15 protein-coding genes are annotated in these 18,216 nt (G+C 52.3%); 9 read left to right on the forward strand and 6 right to left on the reverse strand.

Annotated elements, in window-relative coordinates:
* Nucleotides 1-58 precede the first annotated feature (58 nt).
* The 5 genes from Q1A69_RS07100 to Q1A69_RS07120 all read left to right on the forward strand — a co-directional run bounded on the left by Q1A69_RS07100 (nt 59) and on the right by Q1A69_RS07120 (nt 5,511).
* A complete protein-coding gene (locus Q1A69_RS07100) occupies nt 59-259 on the forward strand; it encodes a hypothetical protein (protein WP_299583209.1) in 201 nt (66 codons plus the stop codon).
* A 4-nt stretch (nt 260-263) separates the two neighbouring features.
* Nucleotides 264-1,334, forward strand: a complete 1,071-nt coding sequence (locus Q1A69_RS07105; protein WP_299583211.1) for an AraC family transcriptional regulator — start codon at nt 264-266, stop codon at nt 1,332-1,334.
* A gap of 177 nt (nt 1,335-1,511) precedes the next feature.
* Nucleotides 1,512-3,305: an acyl-CoA dehydrogenase C-terminal domain-containing protein gene (locus Q1A69_RS07110; protein ID WP_299583214.1), complete on the forward strand. Its 1,794-nt coding sequence runs from the start codon at nt 1,512-1,514 to the stop codon at nt 3,303-3,305.
* A gap of 83 nt (nt 3,306-3,388) precedes the next feature.
* Nucleotides 3,389-3,736, forward strand: coding sequence for an SCP2 sterol-binding domain-containing protein (locus Q1A69_RS07115; RefSeq protein ID WP_299583217.1), 348 nt, complete (start codon nt 3,389-3,391; stop codon nt 3,734-3,736).
* Nucleotides 3,737-3,876: 140 nt separating this feature from the next.
* Complete coding sequence (locus Q1A69_RS07120; RefSeq protein ID WP_299583220.1) at nt 3,877-5,511, forward strand: AMP-binding protein; 1,635 nt, start codon at nt 3,877-3,879, stop codon at nt 5,509-5,511.
* Between the two features lie 329 nt (nt 5,512-5,840).
* Here the strand turns inward: Q1A69_RS07120 and Q1A69_RS07125 are convergent, their stop codons facing one another.
* The 3 genes from Q1A69_RS07125 to Q1A69_RS07135 all read right to left on the reverse strand — a co-directional run bounded on the left by Q1A69_RS07125 (nt 5,841) and on the right by Q1A69_RS07135 (nt 10,907).
* Nucleotides 5,841-7,604, reverse strand: a complete 1,764-nt coding sequence (locus Q1A69_RS07125; protein ID WP_299583223.1) for a M28 family metallopeptidase — start codon at nt 7,602-7,604, stop codon at nt 5,841-5,843.
* Between the two features lie 162 nt (nt 7,605-7,766).
* Nucleotides 7,767-8,969 carry a phosphatidylinositol-specific phospholipase C domain-containing protein gene (locus Q1A69_RS07130; RefSeq protein ID WP_299583227.1) on the reverse strand — a complete coding sequence of 401 codons (1,203 nt, stop codon included), beginning with the start codon at nt 8,967-8,969 and terminating at the stop codon, nt 7,767-7,769.
* Nucleotides 8,970-9,782: 813 nt separating this feature from the next.
* Nucleotides 9,783-10,907: a M14-type cytosolic carboxypeptidase gene (locus tag Q1A69_RS07135; protein WP_299583230.1), complete on the reverse strand. Its 1,125-nt coding sequence runs from the start codon at nt 10,905-10,907 to the stop codon at nt 9,783-9,785.
* A 493-nt stretch (nt 10,908-11,400) separates the two neighbouring features.
* Here Q1A69_RS07135 and Q1A69_RS07140 point away from each other — a divergent pair, with 493 nt between their 5' ends.
* The 3 genes from Q1A69_RS07140 to Q1A69_RS07150 all read left to right on the forward strand — a co-directional run bounded on the left by Q1A69_RS07140 (nt 11,401) and on the right by Q1A69_RS07150 (nt 14,735).
* Entirely contained in the window at nt 11,401-11,883 is a 483-nt protein-coding gene (locus Q1A69_RS07140; protein WP_299583233.1) for a hypothetical protein, read from the forward strand.
* Nucleotides 11,884-12,282: 399 nt separating this feature from the next.
* Nucleotides 12,283-13,071, forward strand: a complete 789-nt coding sequence (locus Q1A69_RS07145; protein ID WP_299583236.1) for a TatD family hydrolase — start codon at nt 12,283-12,285, stop codon at nt 13,069-13,071.
* Nucleotides 13,068-14,735 carry an aminotransferase class V-fold PLP-dependent enzyme gene (locus tag Q1A69_RS07150; protein ID WP_299583239.1) on the forward strand — a complete coding sequence of 556 codons (1,668 nt, stop codon included), beginning with the start codon at nt 13,068-13,070 and terminating at the stop codon, nt 14,733-14,735. Before Q1A69_RS07145 ends, Q1A69_RS07150 begins: the two co-directional genes overlap by 4 nt.
* Here the strand turns inward: Q1A69_RS07150 and Q1A69_RS07155 are convergent.
* Nucleotides 14,702-15,934, reverse strand: coding sequence for an acyltransferase family protein (locus Q1A69_RS07155; RefSeq protein WP_299583242.1), 1,233 nt, complete (start codon nt 15,932-15,934; stop codon nt 14,702-14,704). The genes Q1A69_RS07150 and Q1A69_RS07155 overlap by 34 nt on opposite strands.
* Nucleotides 15,935-16,096: 162 nt before the next feature.
* Between Q1A69_RS07155 and Q1A69_RS07160 the strand changes: the two genes are divergently transcribed.
* Entirely contained in the window at nt 16,097-16,954 is an 858-nt protein-coding gene (locus Q1A69_RS07160; protein WP_299583245.1) for a LytTR family DNA-binding domain-containing protein, read from the forward strand.
* Here the strand turns inward: Q1A69_RS07160 and tcdA are convergent.
* Both tcdA and Q1A69_RS07170 read right to left on the reverse strand, forming a co-directional pair.
* Nucleotides 16,951-17,751, reverse strand: a complete 801-nt coding sequence (tcdA, locus tag Q1A69_RS07165; RefSeq protein ID WP_299583248.1) for a tRNA cyclic N6-threonylcarbamoyladenosine(37) synthase TcdA — start codon at nt 17,749-17,751, stop codon at nt 16,951-16,953. The genes Q1A69_RS07160 and tcdA overlap by 4 nt on opposite strands.
* The gene (locus Q1A69_RS07170; protein WP_299583251.1) at nt 17,738-18,193 is read right to left on the reverse strand and encodes a DCC1-like thiol-disulfide oxidoreductase family protein; all 456 of its coding nucleotides are present in this window, start codon (nt 18,191-18,193) and stop codon (nt 17,738-17,740) included. Before Q1A69_RS07170 ends, tcdA begins: the two co-directional genes overlap by 14 nt.
* Nucleotides 18,194-18,216 lie beyond the last annotated feature (23 nt).

Genomic DNA, 18,216 nt, shown 5'->3' on the forward strand with positions numbered 1-18,216 from the left:
GTAGTGCTACACAAAGTGGCTATCTCACCTGTTTTGAAATCAATGTATCCAGATCACCATGGCCAATAAAAGTCGCCGCTCCTTTATTACCAGTGTGCTCGCCTGTGTCGCATTTATTGCGGCGGCGATCTTTAGCTGGGACCTGCCTGTCAAGGATGTCCTTTATTACCTGGCCCTTTTGCTGGTAGCGCTGTTTGTCATTATTGCAGCTGCGGTGGGGTTTGGGGCTGTGTTGAGCTGGTTGCGCAGGCGAAAGTAGACAGATGGCGTCAACAACAGAGGATATTCGCATACCGATTGCTTACCTGGAGCGACTGCTACAGGAAGCGACACGTCACGGCTGTGACCGCAAGGAATTACTTGAGTCGGTCGGCATCGATGAGCGAGAGTTGGATGGGGTCGCCGCATTCTCGGCGATCAGGTACGGTCGTCTGTATCAGCGGGTCATGTGGCTGGCGCAGAACGAGTGGTTTGGCATGCTCAGCGGAGGGCGTGTTCGTTCGGGCTCTTTCCGGCTGCTCTGTATGGCGGTGGTCAATTGCGCGACACTTCGCCAGGCGATTACTCTCTGTGCCGAGTTCATGGAAATCTGTCGCGGCTTTAAGGTGAAGCCGGAGCTCGAGGATGGAGATCGTAGTCGGGTGCGGGTGGAGATTCGTGGAATCAGTTCCCTGGACGAGGGGGAATTTGAAAGGTTGCTGGCCTCAACCAGCCCCAGTGTTGTACGCACCACGTTGGCGGTTTGGCACCGTTTTTACTGCTGGCTGGCTGGGCGCGAGATTCCCCTGGCTCGGTTGCACTTTTCCTTTGCCTGCCCGGAAGAGTTTCGCAGTTTGGCTCAGAGCGAAGCCGGTGAACTGTCATTCGAGCAGCCTTTTAATGCTCTCGAATACGATGCGCGCTATCTCGATTATCCGGTGGTACAGAGCCCCCAGATGGTCGAGGACTTTATCCGTACTGCGCCCTATCACCTGGTGATCAGTGATGGTAGTGCAAACAGCATCAAGACCAAGGTCAAGACGATTTTGAATCGGGACGTCAGTGAGTCCATGCCAGCTGCCGAAGCCGTGGCGGAGCGTCTCAATATGTCGGTGACAACCCTGCGTCGCCGCCTACAGCAGGAAGGCACCTCCTATCAAAAGTTGAAAGATGAATGCCGCATGGAGGCCGCGTTCCACTATCTGAGCTGTCCGGATCTCTCCAATGGGCAGATTGCCGAGATGCTCGGGTTCGACGAGTCCAGCGCTTTTTTCCGCGCATTCAAGAAGTGGACGGGGATCACGCCAGGCGAATACCGCCGGGGTGGCCGCGCCGCTGCCGGTCTGGATATTTGACTGTGTTGGTCACATTTTTTTGAATTCCCGCCTCGATTTGTCACCGCTTTGGACGGATTTCGCCATAGAGGGTGCGACAGCCTTACTACTATGATGAACCAATCTTAGTAATTAGTCACAAATATGACTGGCTGGTTTCTGGCTGGTCCTAAACATAACCGAATTGAGGGTATCAGGATGACCGATATCAAAGTGCCACTGCGTGATATGCGTTTCGTTATGCGCGAAATGCTCGACACAGATAAGCATTACGAATCACTGGGATTTGAGGAGGCAACTCCTGATGTCGTGGATGCCATCCTGGAAGAGGGTGCCAAGTTTTGTGAAAACGTATTGGCTCCGCTGAATCAGATTGGCGATCAACAGGGTTGTACCTGGAAAGATGGTGAGGTCACAACTCCCGAAGGTTTTAAAGAAGCCTACCAGCAGTTTGTAGAGGCCGGTTGGCCGGCACTGCCTCACGACCCTGAGTACGGCGGTCAGGGCTTACCAGCCTCACTGGGTACCATCATGAGCGAGATGGTGGGCATCGCTAACTGGTCCTGGGGTATGTACCCGGGCCTATCCCACGGCGCTATGAACACCCTGGAAGAGCACGGTACAGAAGAACAGAAAAGCGTTTACCTGACCAAGCTGGTAGAGGGTAGCTGGACTGGCACCATGTGTCTGACCGAGCCGCACTGTGGCACTGACTTGGGTATCCTGCGCACTAAAGCTGAGCCTAATGCAGACGGCTCCTATGCGGTTACCGGCACCAAGATCTTTATCTCCGCTGGTGAGCACGATATGACGGATAACATCGTGCACATCGTACTCGCGCGCCTGCCGGGCGCACCCGCAGGCACCAAGGGTATCTCTCTGTTTATCGTGCCCAAGTTTGTCCCTAATGCCGATGGCTCCCTGGGCGAGCGCAACGGTGTAGTTTGTGGCTCTCTGGAGCACAAAATGGGTATTCACGGTAACGCCACAGCAGTACTCAACTTTGACGGCGCCAAAGGCTTCCTAATCGGTGAGCCCAACAAAGGTCTGAACTACATGTTCACCTTTATGAATACCGCGCGCCTGGGTACCGCTCTGCAGGGGGTGGCCCACTCTGAAATTGGTTTCCAGAAGTCTCTGGCCTACACCAAAGATCGCCTGCAAATGCGCTCTTTATCCGGCACCAAAAATCCGGAAGGCCCCGCTGACCCAATCATCGTTCACCCCGATGTACGCCGCATGCTGATGACCCAAAAGGCCATCGCGGAAGGTAGCCGCATGCTGGTTTTCACTTGTGCGCAGCTGGTGGACATCACCCATAAGGGCGATGAAGAGGCCAAGAAAGAAGCGGAAGATACGCTGGCATTCCTCACTCCGATTGCCAAGGCATTTATTACCGAAGCCGGTCTTGAATCTGCCAACCTGGGTCTGCAGTGCTTTGGTGGCCACGGCTACATCGCCGAGTGGGGCATGGAACAAAATGTGCGTGATGCGCGTATTTCCACCATCTATGAAGGCACCACTGGTATCCAGGCTTTAGACCTGCTGGGGCGTAAGGTACTGATGAGCCAAGGTGAACTGCTGCGTCGCTTCACCAAGAAAGTACACAAATTCTGCCAGGCGGAAATCGATAACGAAGCGCTGGCGCCTTTCGTTAGCAAACTGCAGGAGCTGAACAAGCAGTGGGGTGACCTCACTCTGCACGTGGGTGGCAAGGCAATGGAAAATCCAGATGAAGTCGGCGCGGCTTCTGTGGACTACCTGATGTTCTCCGGCTACACCGTGCTGGGTTACCTGTGGGCGCGCGCTGCTAAAGTCGCCAACGAAAAACTGGCCGAAGGTACTGCCGAAGAAGATTTCTATCAGGCCAAACTGAAGACTGCCCGTTTCTACTTTGAGCGCATCCTTCCGCGTACTGCAACCCATGCTGCGACCATGCAGAGTGGTGCGGCCAACCTAATGGATCTGGACGCTGATCACTTCGCGTTCTAACTCCAATCCCACTAAAAAACCGCTGGTTATCACCGGCGGTTTTTTTTACCGGCGCCGAAGTGGCCAATGACGGAGAGATTCCGATGCAATTGCCGGATTCAGTTCAGGAGCGCCTGCAGCGCATAGCTTGTTTGCACCCACTCGCTCGGGTACAGTTTCGCCTGCCGGATGCCTGTGACTTTTATGTTTACGTAAAGGGAGCTCCGAATACCCTCGAAGTGGTTTCTGAGTTCGGGCAAACGGAAGAACCGGCACTAATATTGGTAATGGCCAATCACACGTTGAGCGCGATTCTAGAGGGTCATTTAAACGCTCGGCACGCTTTTTTGTTGGGAGATGTCCAATACTCTGGAGATAGAGAGTTGGCCGCTGCATTGGCAGGTTTATTCCCTGCGCAGAGTAAAGAGGGAGATTTGTTTGGAGAGGCATAAATAAGCCTCTTTTTTATTGTCTCGCAACATACTACAAACAATAAATAAATTCTCGCTGGCTCCGAAAAATGGCAGGTTTCGTCTATAAAGACGGGAGGTGCGGGCAAGCGATAACAACAATCAGGAATGGGAGAAGAGAGTTGGATATTGATCGCAGCATTCTCGAAATATTTAAAGGCGCTTGCGCCAAGTTTGGTGACCGACCGGCTTTCACCTGCCTGGGGCGCACTCTAACGGTCGGTGATATCGACACCCTGAGTGCAAAGTTTGCATCATATCTGCAAAATCACACCAATTTGAAGCCCGGCGATCGCGTTGCTATTCAGCTGCCTAATGTACTGCAGTACCCTGTAGTTGTATTTGGCGCTATGCGGGCTGGACTTGTGGTGGTAAATACCAACCCGTTGTATACACAGCGTGAATTAAAGCACCAGTTGAATGATTCCGGGGCCAAGGCGTTGATCGTCTTGGCGAACATCGCCGACACCGCTGCCTCAATCGTTGCAGAGACCAGCGTCGAGAAAGTGATCGTTACCGAGATTGCGGATCTGCACAGCCCATTCAAGCGGGTTCTTATCAATAGCGTCGCAAAATACATCAAGAAAATGGTCCCGGAGTTCTCCTTTGCCCAACAGGTGAGTTTTCGTGAAGTTCTCGCTCTTGGCGCACAGCAGCCCCTCAAAGATGTTGAACGAGCTTCCGAAGATATTGCCGTACTGCAATACACTGGCGGCACGACCGGCGTAGCCAAGGGCGCGATGCTGACCAATCGCAATCTGGTTGCGAATATGCAGCAGGTTCTCGAAGCGTTTGGCAGCGGTATGAAAGAGGGTGAGGAGTTTTATATTGCCCCGCTGCCGCTCTATCATATTTATGCTTTCACCATTCACTGTATGTGTCTGTTCTCCACCGGAAACCACTCGCTGTTGATCCCCAACCCGCGGGATATTCCGGGTTTTGTTAAGGCCCTCAAGGGACAGCGTTTTACCGGGTTTGTTGGTCTGAACACCCTGTTTAATGGCTTGATGCTCAACAAAGATTTCGGCGAGCTGGATTTCAGCAAGCTGCACTCAACCGCATCTGGCGGCATGGCGCTAACACGGGATACCGCCAAGCGCTGGGAAGAACTGACCGGTTGTGTGGTTATGGAAGGTTACGGCATGACCGAGACCTCTCCGGTTGTATCTTTCAACCCTGCCGATGGCGTACAGCTGGGTACCGTGGGTATTCCTGTTCCCGGCACTGAAGTCAAAGTCGTGGATGAGAACGGCAATGATCTGCCGAATAATTCTCCCGGCGAGCTGTGTGTACGAGGCCCTCAAGTAATGAAGGGTTATTGGCAGCGCCCTGAAGCCACTGCGGACACCCTCGATAGTGATGGCTGGTTGAATACTGGCGATATGGCGGTGATTCAGGATGATGGTTACATCAAAATTGTGGATCGCAAGAAGGACATGATTATCGTGTCGGGCTTCAATGTTTATCCCAATGAGATTGAGGACATTGTCAGCGCCCATCCAAAAGTGACAGAGGCTGCGGCGATTGGTATCCCCGATGACAAGAGCGGTGAGCAGGTTAAACTTTTTGTCATTAAGGCCGACCCCTCTTTGACTGAGAAAGAAGTCATTGCCTTCTGTCGTGAAAATATGACCGCTTACAAGGTGCCGAGACAGGTGGAATTCCGGGAGGACCTGCCGAAGACCAATGTTGGCAAAATTCTGCGTCGTGAACTGCGCAATGAAGAGCTGAAGAAGAAGGACGCGATCGGCGCCTGATCAACGGTTAACCCGACCAGCAAATAAGTTGGTTGTGTAACTTGGCACAGGGATGTGCTGCAGTTGGTCAATGCTCTGCACACTAAAATCTATCTTGGTGCCACCCCCCCCCTCACGAGGGTTGCCCCACTAAAAAGCCCGGCTGGAAACAGCCGGGCTTTTTAGTGGGCGCCAGAAGTGGACTCGATAACGCAGTTGATAAATTGCAGGCGGTTTTACGGCGCTGTACAAGGGCTTTGGCTGGTTGAGGTAGGGGGAAATTGGGCGTTTGAGATTCTGCCGCGACGATTGGAGGCCCATCGCCGCGGCAGATTGTTGCGTAGTCGGAGTTATTTGCGGGATTCGGCACTGGCGTCGCGAATCGCACGGAACTCATTGCCCTCGTACCAGTTGGGCCAGTCGCGGCCGTTGGCTAATTGCAGGCCAAGTTTCAGGCCTAGCTGCAAGTCCATTGCCGAACCCTTCAGGTTCCAGGATGGGTCGTACTCATCACCCGGCTTGTGATAGTGCTGGCTGACGTACTCAGCGCCCTTTGTCTGAGCCCATTCACGGCCGTGCTCAAAGTTGTCGGTTCCGGAATCGAAATACAGCATGGGAACGCCTTTCTTGGCGAGGCTGAAGTGATCTGAGCGGTAGAAGTAGCCGCGCTCGGGGTGCTCCTCTGGAGCCAGGTAGCGGCCCTGTCCTTTGGCTGAGACTTCCAACAGCTGTTCCAGCTCGCTGCTGCCATAACCGATCACCGTAATGTCACGGGCGGGCCCCAGAACATTCATGGCATCAAAATTAATGCCGGCGACGGTTTTTTCCAGGGGGACTACCGGTTTTTCCGCATAGTATTTGGAGCCGAGTAAGCCAGATTCTTCTGCGGTTACGGCAACGAACAGCAATGAGCGCTCGGGGCGATCCAGCTTCACGGCCTCAGCTGCCATGGCGATAAGCCCGGCAGTGCCAGTGGCATTATCCACAGCGCCGTTAAAAATACGGTCTTCCCCTTCCGCATTCTTGTTTACGCCCAGGTGATCCCAGTGTGCAGTGTAAACGACCACCTCATCCGGGTACTTTTTACCCGCTAGTTTGGCGACCACATTGCGTGAATTGGATTTTTTAAGGCTGTTTTTCAGCTGTACGCTGGCAGTGGTTCCAAGAGCTTTTGGTTTGAAACCCTGGGTTTTGGCTGCATCCATTTCCTGCTGCAAATTCAGGCCTGCAGCGTTAAATAGTTCGCTTGCCGCTTGGCTGGTTATCCAGGCTTCAACGGCAACACGGTCGGCATTTTTGTTCTCGGCCTCAAGGCTGACTTGTGCTCCGGACCATGAGCCACTAACCACTTCCCATGGATAGCCGGCGGCACCGGTCTCGTGGATGATAATCGCACCGTCGGCCCCCTGGCGGGCGGCTTCTTCAAACTTGTAGCTCCAGCGACCGTAGTAGGTCATGGCATTGCCATTGAACAGGGCCTTATCTTTGCTTGCGTAGCCGGGGTCGTTGACTAGGATGACCGCCGTTTTGCCTTTCATGTCCAGGCCGGCATAGTCATTCCAGTTATTCTCTGGGGCGACAATGCCGTAGCCAACAAAGACCAGTTCGCTGTTATCCAGGGAGGAGGCGCCTGTCTGCCTTTGCGTGAAGGTCACCATATCTTCGATTGGCTGTAGCTGTTGCTCGAATCCTTTTCCGGCGAGTTTGAGGGGAGTGGTTTCTATTTCCATCTCCACGATAGGCACCTGTTGGAACCAGCTGGGCTCGCCCGCATCATCAACTGCGCCGGGCACTAGGCCCAGAGCCTTAAATTGATCCGCTAGATAATTAACGGTGAGCTCCTCGCCTTTGGTGGCGGGTGCGCGCCCTTCGAATTCGTCGGAGGCGAGGATTGCAATGTGTTTGTGCAGATCAGCGGCTATGGCATCGACCTGTGCCTGCTCAGCATCGCTCAGAGACAGCTTGCTATCGGCAGTATGCTGATGCTCGGCATGAGTAGCGCTATGTTCTGCTTCCGGCTTGTTAGTTTCGGGATTGTCTTTACCACAAGCGGTCAGTGCGCTGCTGACGGCAATAGTGAGGCCGAGGCGGCGCCAAAGGGAGGGGGTTCGCATAATTATGTCCTGTGAGTCTTGCCCATAGAGGGATTATGCCCGATCTGGTGCAAACTAACGACTATTGGACAGGTGGCGAAGGGTGAGATGATAGAGAGTGCTGAGCCCGCTGCTGTCGCAGGCGGGCTCTTACTGGGTCTACGATCTTTCCGCTCGGAAGGGTTACTCGCTGCGTAGCCACTGGCCCTCGTTGGATTGATCTTGGTAGTTGACCCACACCTTATCGTAACCGGTGGTTTCTTTTGCAGCTTTCAAGGCTTGGTTGTCTTTGCTATTGGTGGGAACTTCAAAGGCATATTGGCTGCCGAGGGCTTGGCAATTGGCGCTACCGTAGGCCCAAGGCCCAGCGGAGGCGGTGACTACCCAGCTGCCATTAACGACATTCTTACAGGCGAAACTGTATTGGTTGCTGCAATTGGCATCGTTCCAACGTCCATTCCCCCGCTGCATTGCACAATCTTCATTGTTGAGGTTATTGGGTTCGTTTTGATCCCAGGACCAGATGGCGGCAGCAATGCGGCCGTCACTCGTGTTCATGTTGTCCAGATTGATAATGTTGTGACCCAGGGCAAAGCCGTTGCGCACATCATTGGTGGTAATTCTCTCGATACCGCCACTGAAAATTTCGCCAATGGTGCCGATGGTGGTGCTGTCTTCCCACACCCGGCCAATGTCGCCGAGCCCAGTAAAAGCCATATTTTGTATGCTGACGTTTCCCGAGCAGCCGCCATCTTTCCAGACGACGACCTGCTTGCCTGCCGCTAGAACCATGTTTTTTGTCAAAGTGCTGGGAATATTCTGACAGCCGCCGCTGTAGAAAATTTTGTCTCCAAAGCGGCTGGTGATTTGGTCATAGAGATCCTGATGGCGACCATCCGAATGGTCCTCTATGTATAAGATGATGACTTCATCTCGATTGGCACTGTCATTTAGCCAGTCTTTCACCTCATTGAAACCTTCTGTCGCATATTTGTCATTCAGGCTGCAGAAGCCATGGCAAAGTAGCAGGCGTTTGGGGTAGGAGAAAAGGTTCTCCATTTTTGCCGTCCAGTGGACATCCAGTTCGATAAATCTTGCCCCCATCCGCAATTGATCCTTGATGGAGTATTCCTGTTGAGGGTCAAGATAGCGACAGCCTACGGAAAAATTACAGGCGCGATAGACTTCAGAATTGTAGGAGTTGTGAGTGCCAAGAATATTGTTCTCACTCATAGGAGTGTGGTTATCGATTTGGCGCTGTAAGTCCAAAGCTCGGCCTGCCCAGCTGTTTTGAAAATCGGAAACGCTGTCGGCTAAGAGAGGAACACTGAAAAATAATAGGGCGAATGCTATTGCCTGAGTAAACTGCTTGATAGGGCGTGTCATTATTATTCTCCGGAGAGGTTTTTGTGAGGAATGGCTGCCCCTTAAATTCAGAAATTTGAATTGCGAGGGGAGTCAGTTGATTTTTTTTGATTTAGTTTTTTTTATGTTTTGATGCAGGGGTGGATTTTTATTGTTTTTTTTTGGTTTTTACTATGAGTTGCTGGTTCTGTCTATAGGTGGCGGGTCGCGCCGCAGGTTTTTGTGGGTTTCGTTGGTTTTTTGCTGGTTTTTGGGGTGGGAAGTTCAAATATTACGTTAAGAACGTTTTTACGTAATTGACCGTTTTTCTCTTTGGGTTTGTCCGAGAAGAAATTTATCGATGTGGGGGTGGCGGTTTTTCAGATTCTTATGCGCAGCTTTACATCGCACGATCAGTGATTGGTTACGCTTAAAGTTAAGGGTGTGTTGAGTGGAGGCTCGCAGGGGTGATCGCCAGTGAAAGTGTCAATGATTGTTGTGGCTCAAGACGGCTTGTCGGCATTTCACGTGATTCAGCTGTGCTTGGGGAATTGTTGGAGGTAAGTCGTATTAATAAATACGTAGTTGGTATTTTTTAGGGGGCAGGAATTTTTTTTGTGATCAAGTGGCTTTTAGGCCATTGGTTTATCAGGGTGCTGCCCTCTCTACTGGTCAATTATGGGTTTCGATAGGTAAGGTGTTTGTACCCCAATGCCTGCGTAAATAGAAAAATTTTCTCAATCCTCTATAGGCTTGGCTGGTCATTGGACTTTTATGTCCGGAATTAGGTTGCATCCTCATGGCCACCTCTGAAGTTAACACTTGGAGGCGGCCACTGCGCGCTATTCGTTTTATTTATTTAATATTCTTTAACACTTCGCGGATAGGGAACAGGATATCGCGGGCCAACTGCTGGCTGCGGGCCGGCGACCAACCTTCCACGGGATCTGGCAGGTTATCATTATCCTTAAACGGCATTTCCAGAGTTAACGCCAGGGTGCGGAATTGATGACCAGCCCAGGCGGTACCAATAGTGAGATTGGCTTCGCCGGGCTTATCCAGTTCATAGCCGTGCTCGGTTTGGAAGTCGGGGCTAATCGTCTCATAAGCCTGCTTAAAGGCCTCTTCTAGTTTGGCATGACGTTCATCATACCCTGGTACTCCTTCGCAAGCGGCGACAAAGTTGTAGGGTAGGGCTTCATCGCCATGGATATCGAGGAAGATATTCCCACCCAGCGCTAGCATCTTCTCCCTGACCAGGAAAACCTCTGGGCTGCGCTCCATGGTGGGGTTGAGCCATTCCCGGTTGAGGTTGGCGCCGGCGGCATTGGTGCGCAGGTTCCCACGTACACTGCCGTCAGGGTTCATATTGGGCACCACATAGAACACGGTGTCCGCCAGCAGTTGTTGAGCCAGGGGATTGGCGTCATCCAGTAGCGTTTCCAGGAAGCCCTCCACAAACCATTCGGCCATGGTTTCCCCAGGGTGTTGACGGGCGATCATCCAAACACGGTGCTTTGCCGTTTCGGCATCGCCGATGGTCAGCAGGGTCATGTCGCGCTGATCCAGGGTTTTGCCGAGGGTTTGCATGTTGACTCGGTCATTACTTTGAGCCCAGGCCAAAAGGTCTAGGTGGCGCTCCCAGGAGTAGGGGGCGAAGTAAGCCAGGTAAATACTGGGCTCGTCGAGGGTCACGGTGAAATCGAGTGATTTACCGTCGTAGTTAGCGCCGATTCGGAACCAATTCTGGCGGTCGTAGGAGGCGCATACACGGTAGTTTTCCCAGCCCTCCGGGTAGGCGGATTTGCCGGCATTGACGATGCTCAGCGGGTAGCTGGCCCCAACCTCACCCTCTAGTCGAAAGTGAAACCACTGATAGAAATCGGAGTTGTTGTCCTGGCGTATGGCCAGCTCGATAGGGCTGCTGTCAGCATTGACTACTTCGATATTGCCGCTGTCAAAGGCACTGGTGATATACATGTAGAGAGCTCCACGCTTGTTGTTGGGCGCAGGATACAGCTCTGGGGGGATTTTTTCAGGTGGAAAGGGGGGGATTTCGCCACTATTGGGTGCAATTTCGCGCTTACAAAATTAAAAAAGCACGGTACCGAATTCGATACCGTGCTTTCGCCATTCCCTGGCTGCACCCACTACGACTACTGCTCCCTGAAATTTCCGGTGTCGGACCCCTGGCGACTGCTCACTGCCCGGCCTGATCACAAGTGCGTCATTCCACACTGTCAGAAATAGACTACATCTCCTTGACATACCGCAACAAGTGCTGGTTAAAGTTTAGGCAGTCCGGCTGGCCAAATGTTGTACGTTTGTGCAGATAGGCGTAAATTTGGTTATCTTTCGCTACAGCTTAATTAGGGGCTGATGTTTAGGCGGGAGTTCGCAGGGCTGGTCGAGCGCATTCGTGGGTTTGCGGGCAGCCGGGAAATATTTTCAATCAAGATAGAAGAGTTTGGCCATGAATAGAAATATCAAGCGTGGCATTGTGTTCAGCGGCTTGCTGACAGTGATGATCAATATGACTGCTTGCGGTTATTTTCTATACCCGGAGCGCAAGGGGCAGGGAGGAGGTCGTGTTGATCCGGCTGTAGTGTTATTGGATGGGGCAGCCCTACTATTTGGTATTATTCCTGGGGTTGTCGCTTTCGCCGTGGATATTACCAATGGCACTATTTACTTGCCGCCGGGCAGTAGTTCTGCGGTTGACCGGCACTTAACCACTCTGGATAAAGGCGCAGTGCGCCAAGTGGTCGATGAGGAAGGTCAGGCTTGGCTTGAGGTGCCGATAGGCACTCCCGATTCAAAAGAAAAGAGCCTGCAGGGCCTCAGTGCCACTCTGTCTGATGTCACCGAAAGCCAGATTGAGGCTGGCGATATTATATGGCTGCAGGATTCGGCGGCTCTAAGAGCGGCCACTGCGAGACAGACGGTGTCCCGCTAAGCCCAGCTCTAGTTTATTTTCGACCTTTAAGAGCCACCGATTGAATAAAGGTGGCTCAACTTTTGACGCTTCTTACCACCTACCACCTGCCACCTGCCACCTGCCACCTGCCACCTGCCACCTGCCACCTGCCACCTGCCACCTACCACCCATCTTCTTTATTACAGATGTTCTTACGCTAATGGAATTAGGCTAAGCGCCAGTATAAACCCATGCGGATATTAAATTGGGGTGGGCACTACTGTCCTAAAGAGGGTGCAATCAACGGGTTGTTGGGGGCGGGGGTGGTATTGGAGGAAAAGACAAAACGAGCGGTGAATAGCCAGGTTTCTAGAAAAGCAGTTTCGGAGTCCGTTGCGAGCTTCGTGCTAAGATACAGGCAAAACCAGAGAAGCATTCGTGAAATTGATTGATAGCCACTGTCATTTTGATTTTGAGATTTTTAATCATGATCGGGCTCAGGTTTGGCAGCGCTGTGTTGATGCCGGGGTCTGCCGTCTGGTTATTCCTGGTGTTAGTGCTTCACAGTGGCGACCACTCGCGCTTTTGGTCAATAGCCAGCCGCAATGGTCTGCCGCTGTAGGTATTCATCCCTGGTGGGTGAAAAAAAATCTTGTACAAGTCGCTGGTTCTACGAGCACGACCCAATTGGGTAAGGGGCTTACCGAGCATCTCAGTCAGAATCCATGTGTTGCGATTGGGGAGTGTGGGTTGGATGCTGCCATTGATACTCCGTTGGAATTACAGGTGGCTGTATTTAAGATTCAGTTAGAGATTGCCAGCGAGCTGCGCTTGCCACTGATTTTGCATGTGCATCGGGCTCACAATGAAGTGCTAAAGCTACTGAAGCAATACCATCTCCCGGGGGGAGGTGTGGTTCATGCATTTAGTGGCAGTGAGCAGATGGCTAGGGACTATTGGAAAATGGGCTTTTATTTGGGGGTTGGGGGCACTATTACCTATGCGCGTGCAGTCAAAACCCGTCGAACCTTTGCACAGATGCCGCTAGAGAGTTTAGTGCTGGAATCTGATGCGCCGGATATGCCCCTATCGGGCGGACAAGGGCAAAGAAACAGCCCGGAAAATCTACCGTTAATCGCGGCTGAGTTAGCGGCATTGCGAGATGCATCCCTGCAAGAAGTTGCCGCTGCAACAAGAAAAAATACTGAGATTTTATTTTCCCTATGAGTTTTTCTGCGGAACAATTTAAAAAGCAATTTCCCCTTTTTGCTCAAGAGGAAAATGCGAGCTTAGTTTATCTGGATAATGCAGCCACTACCCAAAAACCGTTACCGGTAATTAACGCGGTGCGTGATTACTATATGCATAGCAGTGCCAATACGCATAGATCCAGCCACAGGCTCGCGCGCAGGTCGACCGATATGGTCGAGCAGGTGCGCGATAAAGCCAAACAGTTTGTAAGTGCTGCCAGTACAAGAGAAATTATTTTCTGCCGCGGCGCAACGGAGGCACTCAATCTACTCGCTCATTGCCTCTGCTGTGAATTACAGCCGGGTGATGAAATTGTTATTTCCACGGCCGAACACCACGCGAATATCGTGCCCTGGCAGATGGCGGCCGCGCGCCATAACTTGACTCTGCGTTATGTGCCACACATAGCCGGGATCCCCCAGTTTGATCGACTTGAAGAGGTATTGAACGAGCGTACTCGGGTGGTATCCCTGACGGGTGGCTCCAACGCAATAGGCCTTCGCCCGGATCTATCGGTAATTCGTCAATTATTACGGCGAATGCAGGTTCTGTGGATTGTGGACGGTGCCCAGTTGGCAGCTCATGAAAGAATTGATGTGCAGAAAATTGGCTGTGATTTTTTTGTGTGCTCTGCGCATAAATTTTATGGGCCAAGTGGAGTCGGTTTTCTCTATGGGCGGGAAGCACTTTTGCAGTCGATGCCCCCCTGGCACGGTGGTGGTGAAATGATTGCTGAAGTGGAATTTCAGCAGAGTCGCTATGCCGATTTACCACATAAGTTTGAGGCCGGCACATCTCCGCTGGCTGCCCTTGCCGGTTTGGGGGCTGCATTGGATTTCCTCGCCAGGCAGGACCGTACCGCTATGGTTGAGCACGAGCAACGGTTGACGCGTTGGTTGCACCGGGAATTAAGTGCCTCACCGAACTTTCGCCTGATTAGCCAGGAGCGCCACAACCTGGGCATAGTTGCCTTTGTACCGATCCATGGCAGTGCTGCCGATTTGATGCACTGGCTGGATGAGCGGGATATCGCGGTGAGGGTGGGACATCACTGTGCGCAATTGCTCGGGCAGACCAGTGGTCATCAGGTGACAGTTCGTGCATCTGTGGCGGCCTACAATACCGACAGCGATATACAAGCATTTTTACAGGCTCTGGATGAATATTGTGAAGTTCAGCAGCTGGTGGGGTCCGGGCAGGAAAGTGCATCGAATCGTTGGGCGAGTGATGATTTTTCCCAACTGCAGCTGGAGCGCTTGGCTTCTCACCGCAACTGGCAGGGGCGCTACCGCGAGTTATTGCTGTGGAGTAAGGTGGTTACCCGCAAGCCAGGTATTCGCAATCCGGAAAACCTAGTTCGAGGTTGTGAGTCCGAGGCTTGGTTGGTGCACAGAGAAATGGGCGGGCGCCATTTCTTTGGGCTCGACAGCGATAGCCGGGTAGTCAAAGGGCTTGGAGCACTCCTGCTTTCGCAAATTGACGGCTGTACTGTCGGGGAGATTCAAGCCCTAGATTTGCCTCTGCTTTTCCAGGAGCTGGGATTGAGCAAACACCTTAGCCAATCCCGCAGCAACGGGTTCTACGCTTTAATGCGCCGTGCCTTTCATCAGGTTGATGGGGGTGAACCTGAATCCAGATGAGGTGAGGTACTTTGGGCCTGGGGGCTCGTGTTCCTTGCACTGCTGGGTTTCATGGGCTTGAGGCCAAACAACACGCGCAGCAGAGGCTGCCGCCGAACTAACAGCTCGTGAATGATTAAGCATCCTACGACAGTGATCGTGAATACTAGCAAAGGCTCGATAACTGGTCCCAGCGATAGACTTCCCAGCTCAAATATTGCAGTGACGGTGATGGTCTGGTGCAGAATATACCAAGGGTAAACGGCTTCCGTGGCGTAGGGTAACCAGGTGAAAGGGCGGTTGAGGTAGTGATACCCCCAAGCCAAAACGGCCAGTAGCCATAGCCAACGGTTGGCATAAATAATAATTAGGTTAATCCGTGTTTGTCCGGCGAAGGAGCCATCCTCCAATACTCGGTTGAACAGTAGGTATAGGCCAAAGCTCAGTGGTGCGGCAACCAACAGGTAGATGCGCAGACGCTTCAGTAGTCCCCAAGGGGCTTCAACACTGACAAGTAAGTAGCCGATTAAAAAGAAGGTAAAAAACTGTGCATGGGTATACCAGTCGCCAACCACGGAGTGATTAATACCGCCAAAAAGTGGGAATAGGTACAGGCCATAGAGAGTGAGGGGCAGTAGCGGGAGAAGCAGGAGTTGCCAGGCCTGAATACCGCTTACCCAGCTTTCCAGGCTACCCCATACAGTTTGTAGTAACCAGGCGACTGGTATCACAACCAGGGTGTAGCAGAGTAGGTAGGGCAGGTACCAGAGGTGATTCCAAGTGATGCCGATATGACTGCCGGCAAAGCTGTCGGCAGGCCAGGGTCGAAAGGAGAAATAATCCCACAGGAAATTTAGATAGCCTGGTTCAATCACTCCGTTGCTGAGGGCTTCGTAGTAGGCTTGCGGCGGCACTATGACAAGCATGCCAAACACCAGGGGAATAAGTAACTGTCGCAATCTGCGCATTAGGAATCGACCGCTTCCTAACTTGCGGAATAGGAAGTAAGTCGCGGCGCCTGAAATCAGAAATAGCAGAGGCATACGCCACTGGTTTACGGCCAGCATGGCTAATTGAAGCGCCTCACTCTGGTGGACACTTTTTACATGCCAGCCCCACTCGGCCACATAGGCCATGCCCTGGTGGTACAGGATCAGAAGGGCAAAGGCCAGTACACGCAAGGCGTCGATATCGTGGCGGCGTTTGGTCACTTTTTCCATTTTTCCCTCTTATCTTATGAATTGAGTCGCCGTTATGCTCCCCCTAGGAGATACCGCCCGCCACTATAAAGGGCCAATCGGCACTGCTTTAGGTATCAGTGGTGATTTTGGGGGGTGAATGGCAAGCAGTTGCTGCTGAAATTTTATACAGGATGGGAATTGATGACGGTGCAGATGTACCTGGCGCACAGACGATGGTTCGAAATGGGCTTTTGGGCACTGTTTTTTCTGGTGCAGTGGTGGGCGCAGTTTACCGTGGTGTACCTCGAGCACCGCAATGGGGAGTCGGGCTTTGAAGCTTGGGAATTTCTGGTCTGGGAGGGCACCAGTATTTTGTCGGTGGCTATGTTGCTCCCTCTATTATTGGTTTGGGACCGTCGCTTCCCCTTGAGTCAAGGCAGGGTATGGCGCCATCTGGCCATACATCTACAGCTCACCCTGCCGTGGTCACTGCTACATGTTATTAGTATGGTGGCCATGCGAACTGGGATCTATCAGCTGAGGGGCGGTACCTACGATTTTGGCAATTGGCCAGTTGAGTTTTTTTACGAGTACCTCAAAGACTTCCGCACGTATGGATCTCTCTTAAGCGCAGTCTATCTATACCGTTTCCTGCTCATTCGTATGCAGGGAGAGGCACGTATGTTACAGCTTCCCGATGAGGGGCAGCCGGTAGAACCGGTTGAACGCCCTGAGCGCCTGTTGGTGAAAAAACTGGGAAAAGAGTTTTTGGTGAATGTGAGGGATATTGAGTGGGTGGAGGCTGCCGGCAATTATGTGAACCTGCATCTGGGTGACAGGATCTATCCTTTGCGGGATACCATGACAAAGTTATTGGAGCGCCTGGATCCGGAGGCCTTTGTGCGTGTTCACCGGTCATTTATTGTGCGGTTGGATTCAATTGCTGAGATTGAACCCCTGGAAAGTGGTGATGCACGTGTTTATTTGAAGGGTGGCCGGCAGATCCCCGTGAGTCGTCGATACAGGGATCAGCTTAGGGCTCAACTGGCGCCTGCCTAATTTTTTGACTGCAGGAGTCGTTCAATAGCGCGGGTGGCTGTTGTAAAACCGAAGGTACCCGTGACCATGGTGGCGGCGCCAAAGCCGCCACTGCAGTCCAGTTTAACCCCATCCTGCATAGTGCTTTTCTGCTGACAAACCCCACCGTCGGGTTTTGGGTAAACCATGGCCTCACTGGAGTAGATCGCATCTACGCCGAATTGTCGTTTGCTACTTTTTTGGAAGTTGTGGTGGCGATAGAGATGCTGACGCACTTTCGCCAGCATGGGATCGTTGATCGTGCGACCTAGGTCCACACATTCAATCGCTTGTGGGGAGCGCTTTCCTCCGGCGGAACCCACCGTGATCAAGCGCAATTTGCGTGCTTTACAATAGGCCACTAGGGCGGCTTTGACTCGCGCATTATCTATAGCGTCGATCACTACATCTATTGGCGCCGAATCCGGGTCGATAAGCTCAGCTAAGTTATCGGTGGCGATAAAGTCATCAGCAGGAGTGATCTTTATCTCGGGATTGATTTGTTTCAGGCGCTCAGCCATAACCTCGATCTTCATACGGCCGATGGTAGACGCCAGCGCATGGCACTGACGGTTGGTATTGGTGATACAGATATCGTCGAGATCGATTAGCGTTAAAGCACCCACCCCACTGCGGGCAAGGGCTTCTGCGGTCCAGGTGCCCACCCCCCCGATACCGATGACCACCATATGAGCTCGGTTCAATATTTCCAGGGCGTGATTACCATAGAGGCGGCCGATACCACCAAAGCGTTGCAGGTATTGTTCAGACAGGCTCATTAGGATTCTTTTCCGATACTTCTTCCAGAAAACGATGTTTGTCTGCGGCAGAGGGCAGCAGGCAGCTACTGCGCCGACCAAACCAGCGGTAGCGGTTGCGCGCGACCAGATCGTATAGCCAGTTTCGCACTGGGCGTGGAATGTAGCGCAAAAATGCAATATAGCGCCAGTAGTTACCCAGGCCGTTTGTGATGCGTAAGACGGCATCGCTCTTGTGATATTGGCACAAAGCCCCCCCGTGGCGCTCCAACAAAATAACGCTTTCAAAGGTATGCAGGGGTAAGCCCAGTTTCTTTAAATAGTACTGTCCAGCCGGTGACTGCACCCGGCAAAGGGTAAAGCGATAGTGCTTATCATACTTTAGAAGTAGGCGACTCCAGCCGTTACACAGGTTGCACTGGCTGTCGAAGAGTACAATTTTTTCTGTGGAAGAAGAGGACATGAGGGAGAGAAGGCGGCCCGAAA

Origin of the sequence: uncultured Microbulbifer sp. (genome assembly GCF_947498635.1) — a bacterium.
Classification (GTDB): domain Bacteria; phylum Pseudomonadota; class Gammaproteobacteria; order Pseudomonadales; family Cellvibrionaceae; genus Microbulbifer; species Microbulbifer echini.

Bases quoted from the DNA above. Each gene is read 5' to 3' on its own strand.
- Q1A69_RS07100 (WP_299583209.1), top strand. From the start codon at position 59: ATGGCCAATAAAAGTCGCCGCTCCTTTATTACCAGTGTGCTCGCCTGT.
- Q1A69_RS07105 (WP_299583211.1), top strand. From the start codon at position 264: ATGGCGTCAACAACAGAGGATATTCGCATACCGATTGCTTACCTGGAG.
- Q1A69_RS07110 (WP_299583214.1), top strand. From the start codon at position 1,512: ATGACCGATATCAAAGTGCCACTGCGTGATATGCGTTTCGTTATGCGC.
- Q1A69_RS07115 (WP_299583217.1), top strand. From the start codon at position 3,389: ATGCAATTGCCGGATTCAGTTCAGGAGCGCCTGCAGCGCATAGCTTGT.
- Q1A69_RS07125 (WP_299583223.1), bottom strand. From the start codon at position 7,604: ATGCGAACCCCCTCCCTTTGGCGCCGCCTCGGCCTCACTATTGCCGTC.
- Q1A69_RS07130 (WP_299583227.1), bottom strand. From the start codon at position 8,969: ATGACACGCCCTATCAAGCAGTTTACTCAGGCAATAGCATTCGCCCTA.
- Q1A69_RS07135 (WP_299583230.1), bottom strand. From the start codon at position 10,907: ATGTATATCACCAGTGCCTTTGACAGCGGCAATATCGAAGTAGTCAAT.
- Q1A69_RS07140 (WP_299583233.1), top strand. From the start codon at position 11,401: ATGAATAGAAATATCAAGCGTGGCATTGTGTTCAGCGGCTTGCTGACA.
- Q1A69_RS07150 (WP_299583239.1), top strand. From the start codon at position 13,068: ATGAGTTTTTCTGCGGAACAATTTAAAAAGCAATTTCCCCTTTTTGCT.
- Q1A69_RS07155 (WP_299583242.1), bottom strand. From the start codon at position 15,934: ATGGAAAAAGTGACCAAACGCCGCCACGATATCGACGCCTTGCGTGTA.
- Q1A69_RS07160 (WP_299583245.1), top strand. From the start codon at position 16,097: ATGACGGTGCAGATGTACCTGGCGCACAGACGATGGTTCGAAATGGGC.
- tcdA (WP_299583248.1), bottom strand. From the start codon at position 17,751: ATGAGCCTGTCTGAACAATACCTGCAACGCTTTGGTGGTATCGGCCGC.
- Q1A69_RS07170 (WP_299583251.1), bottom strand. From the start codon at position 18,193: ATGTCCTCTTCTTCCACAGAAAAAATTGTACTCTTCGACAGCCAGTGC.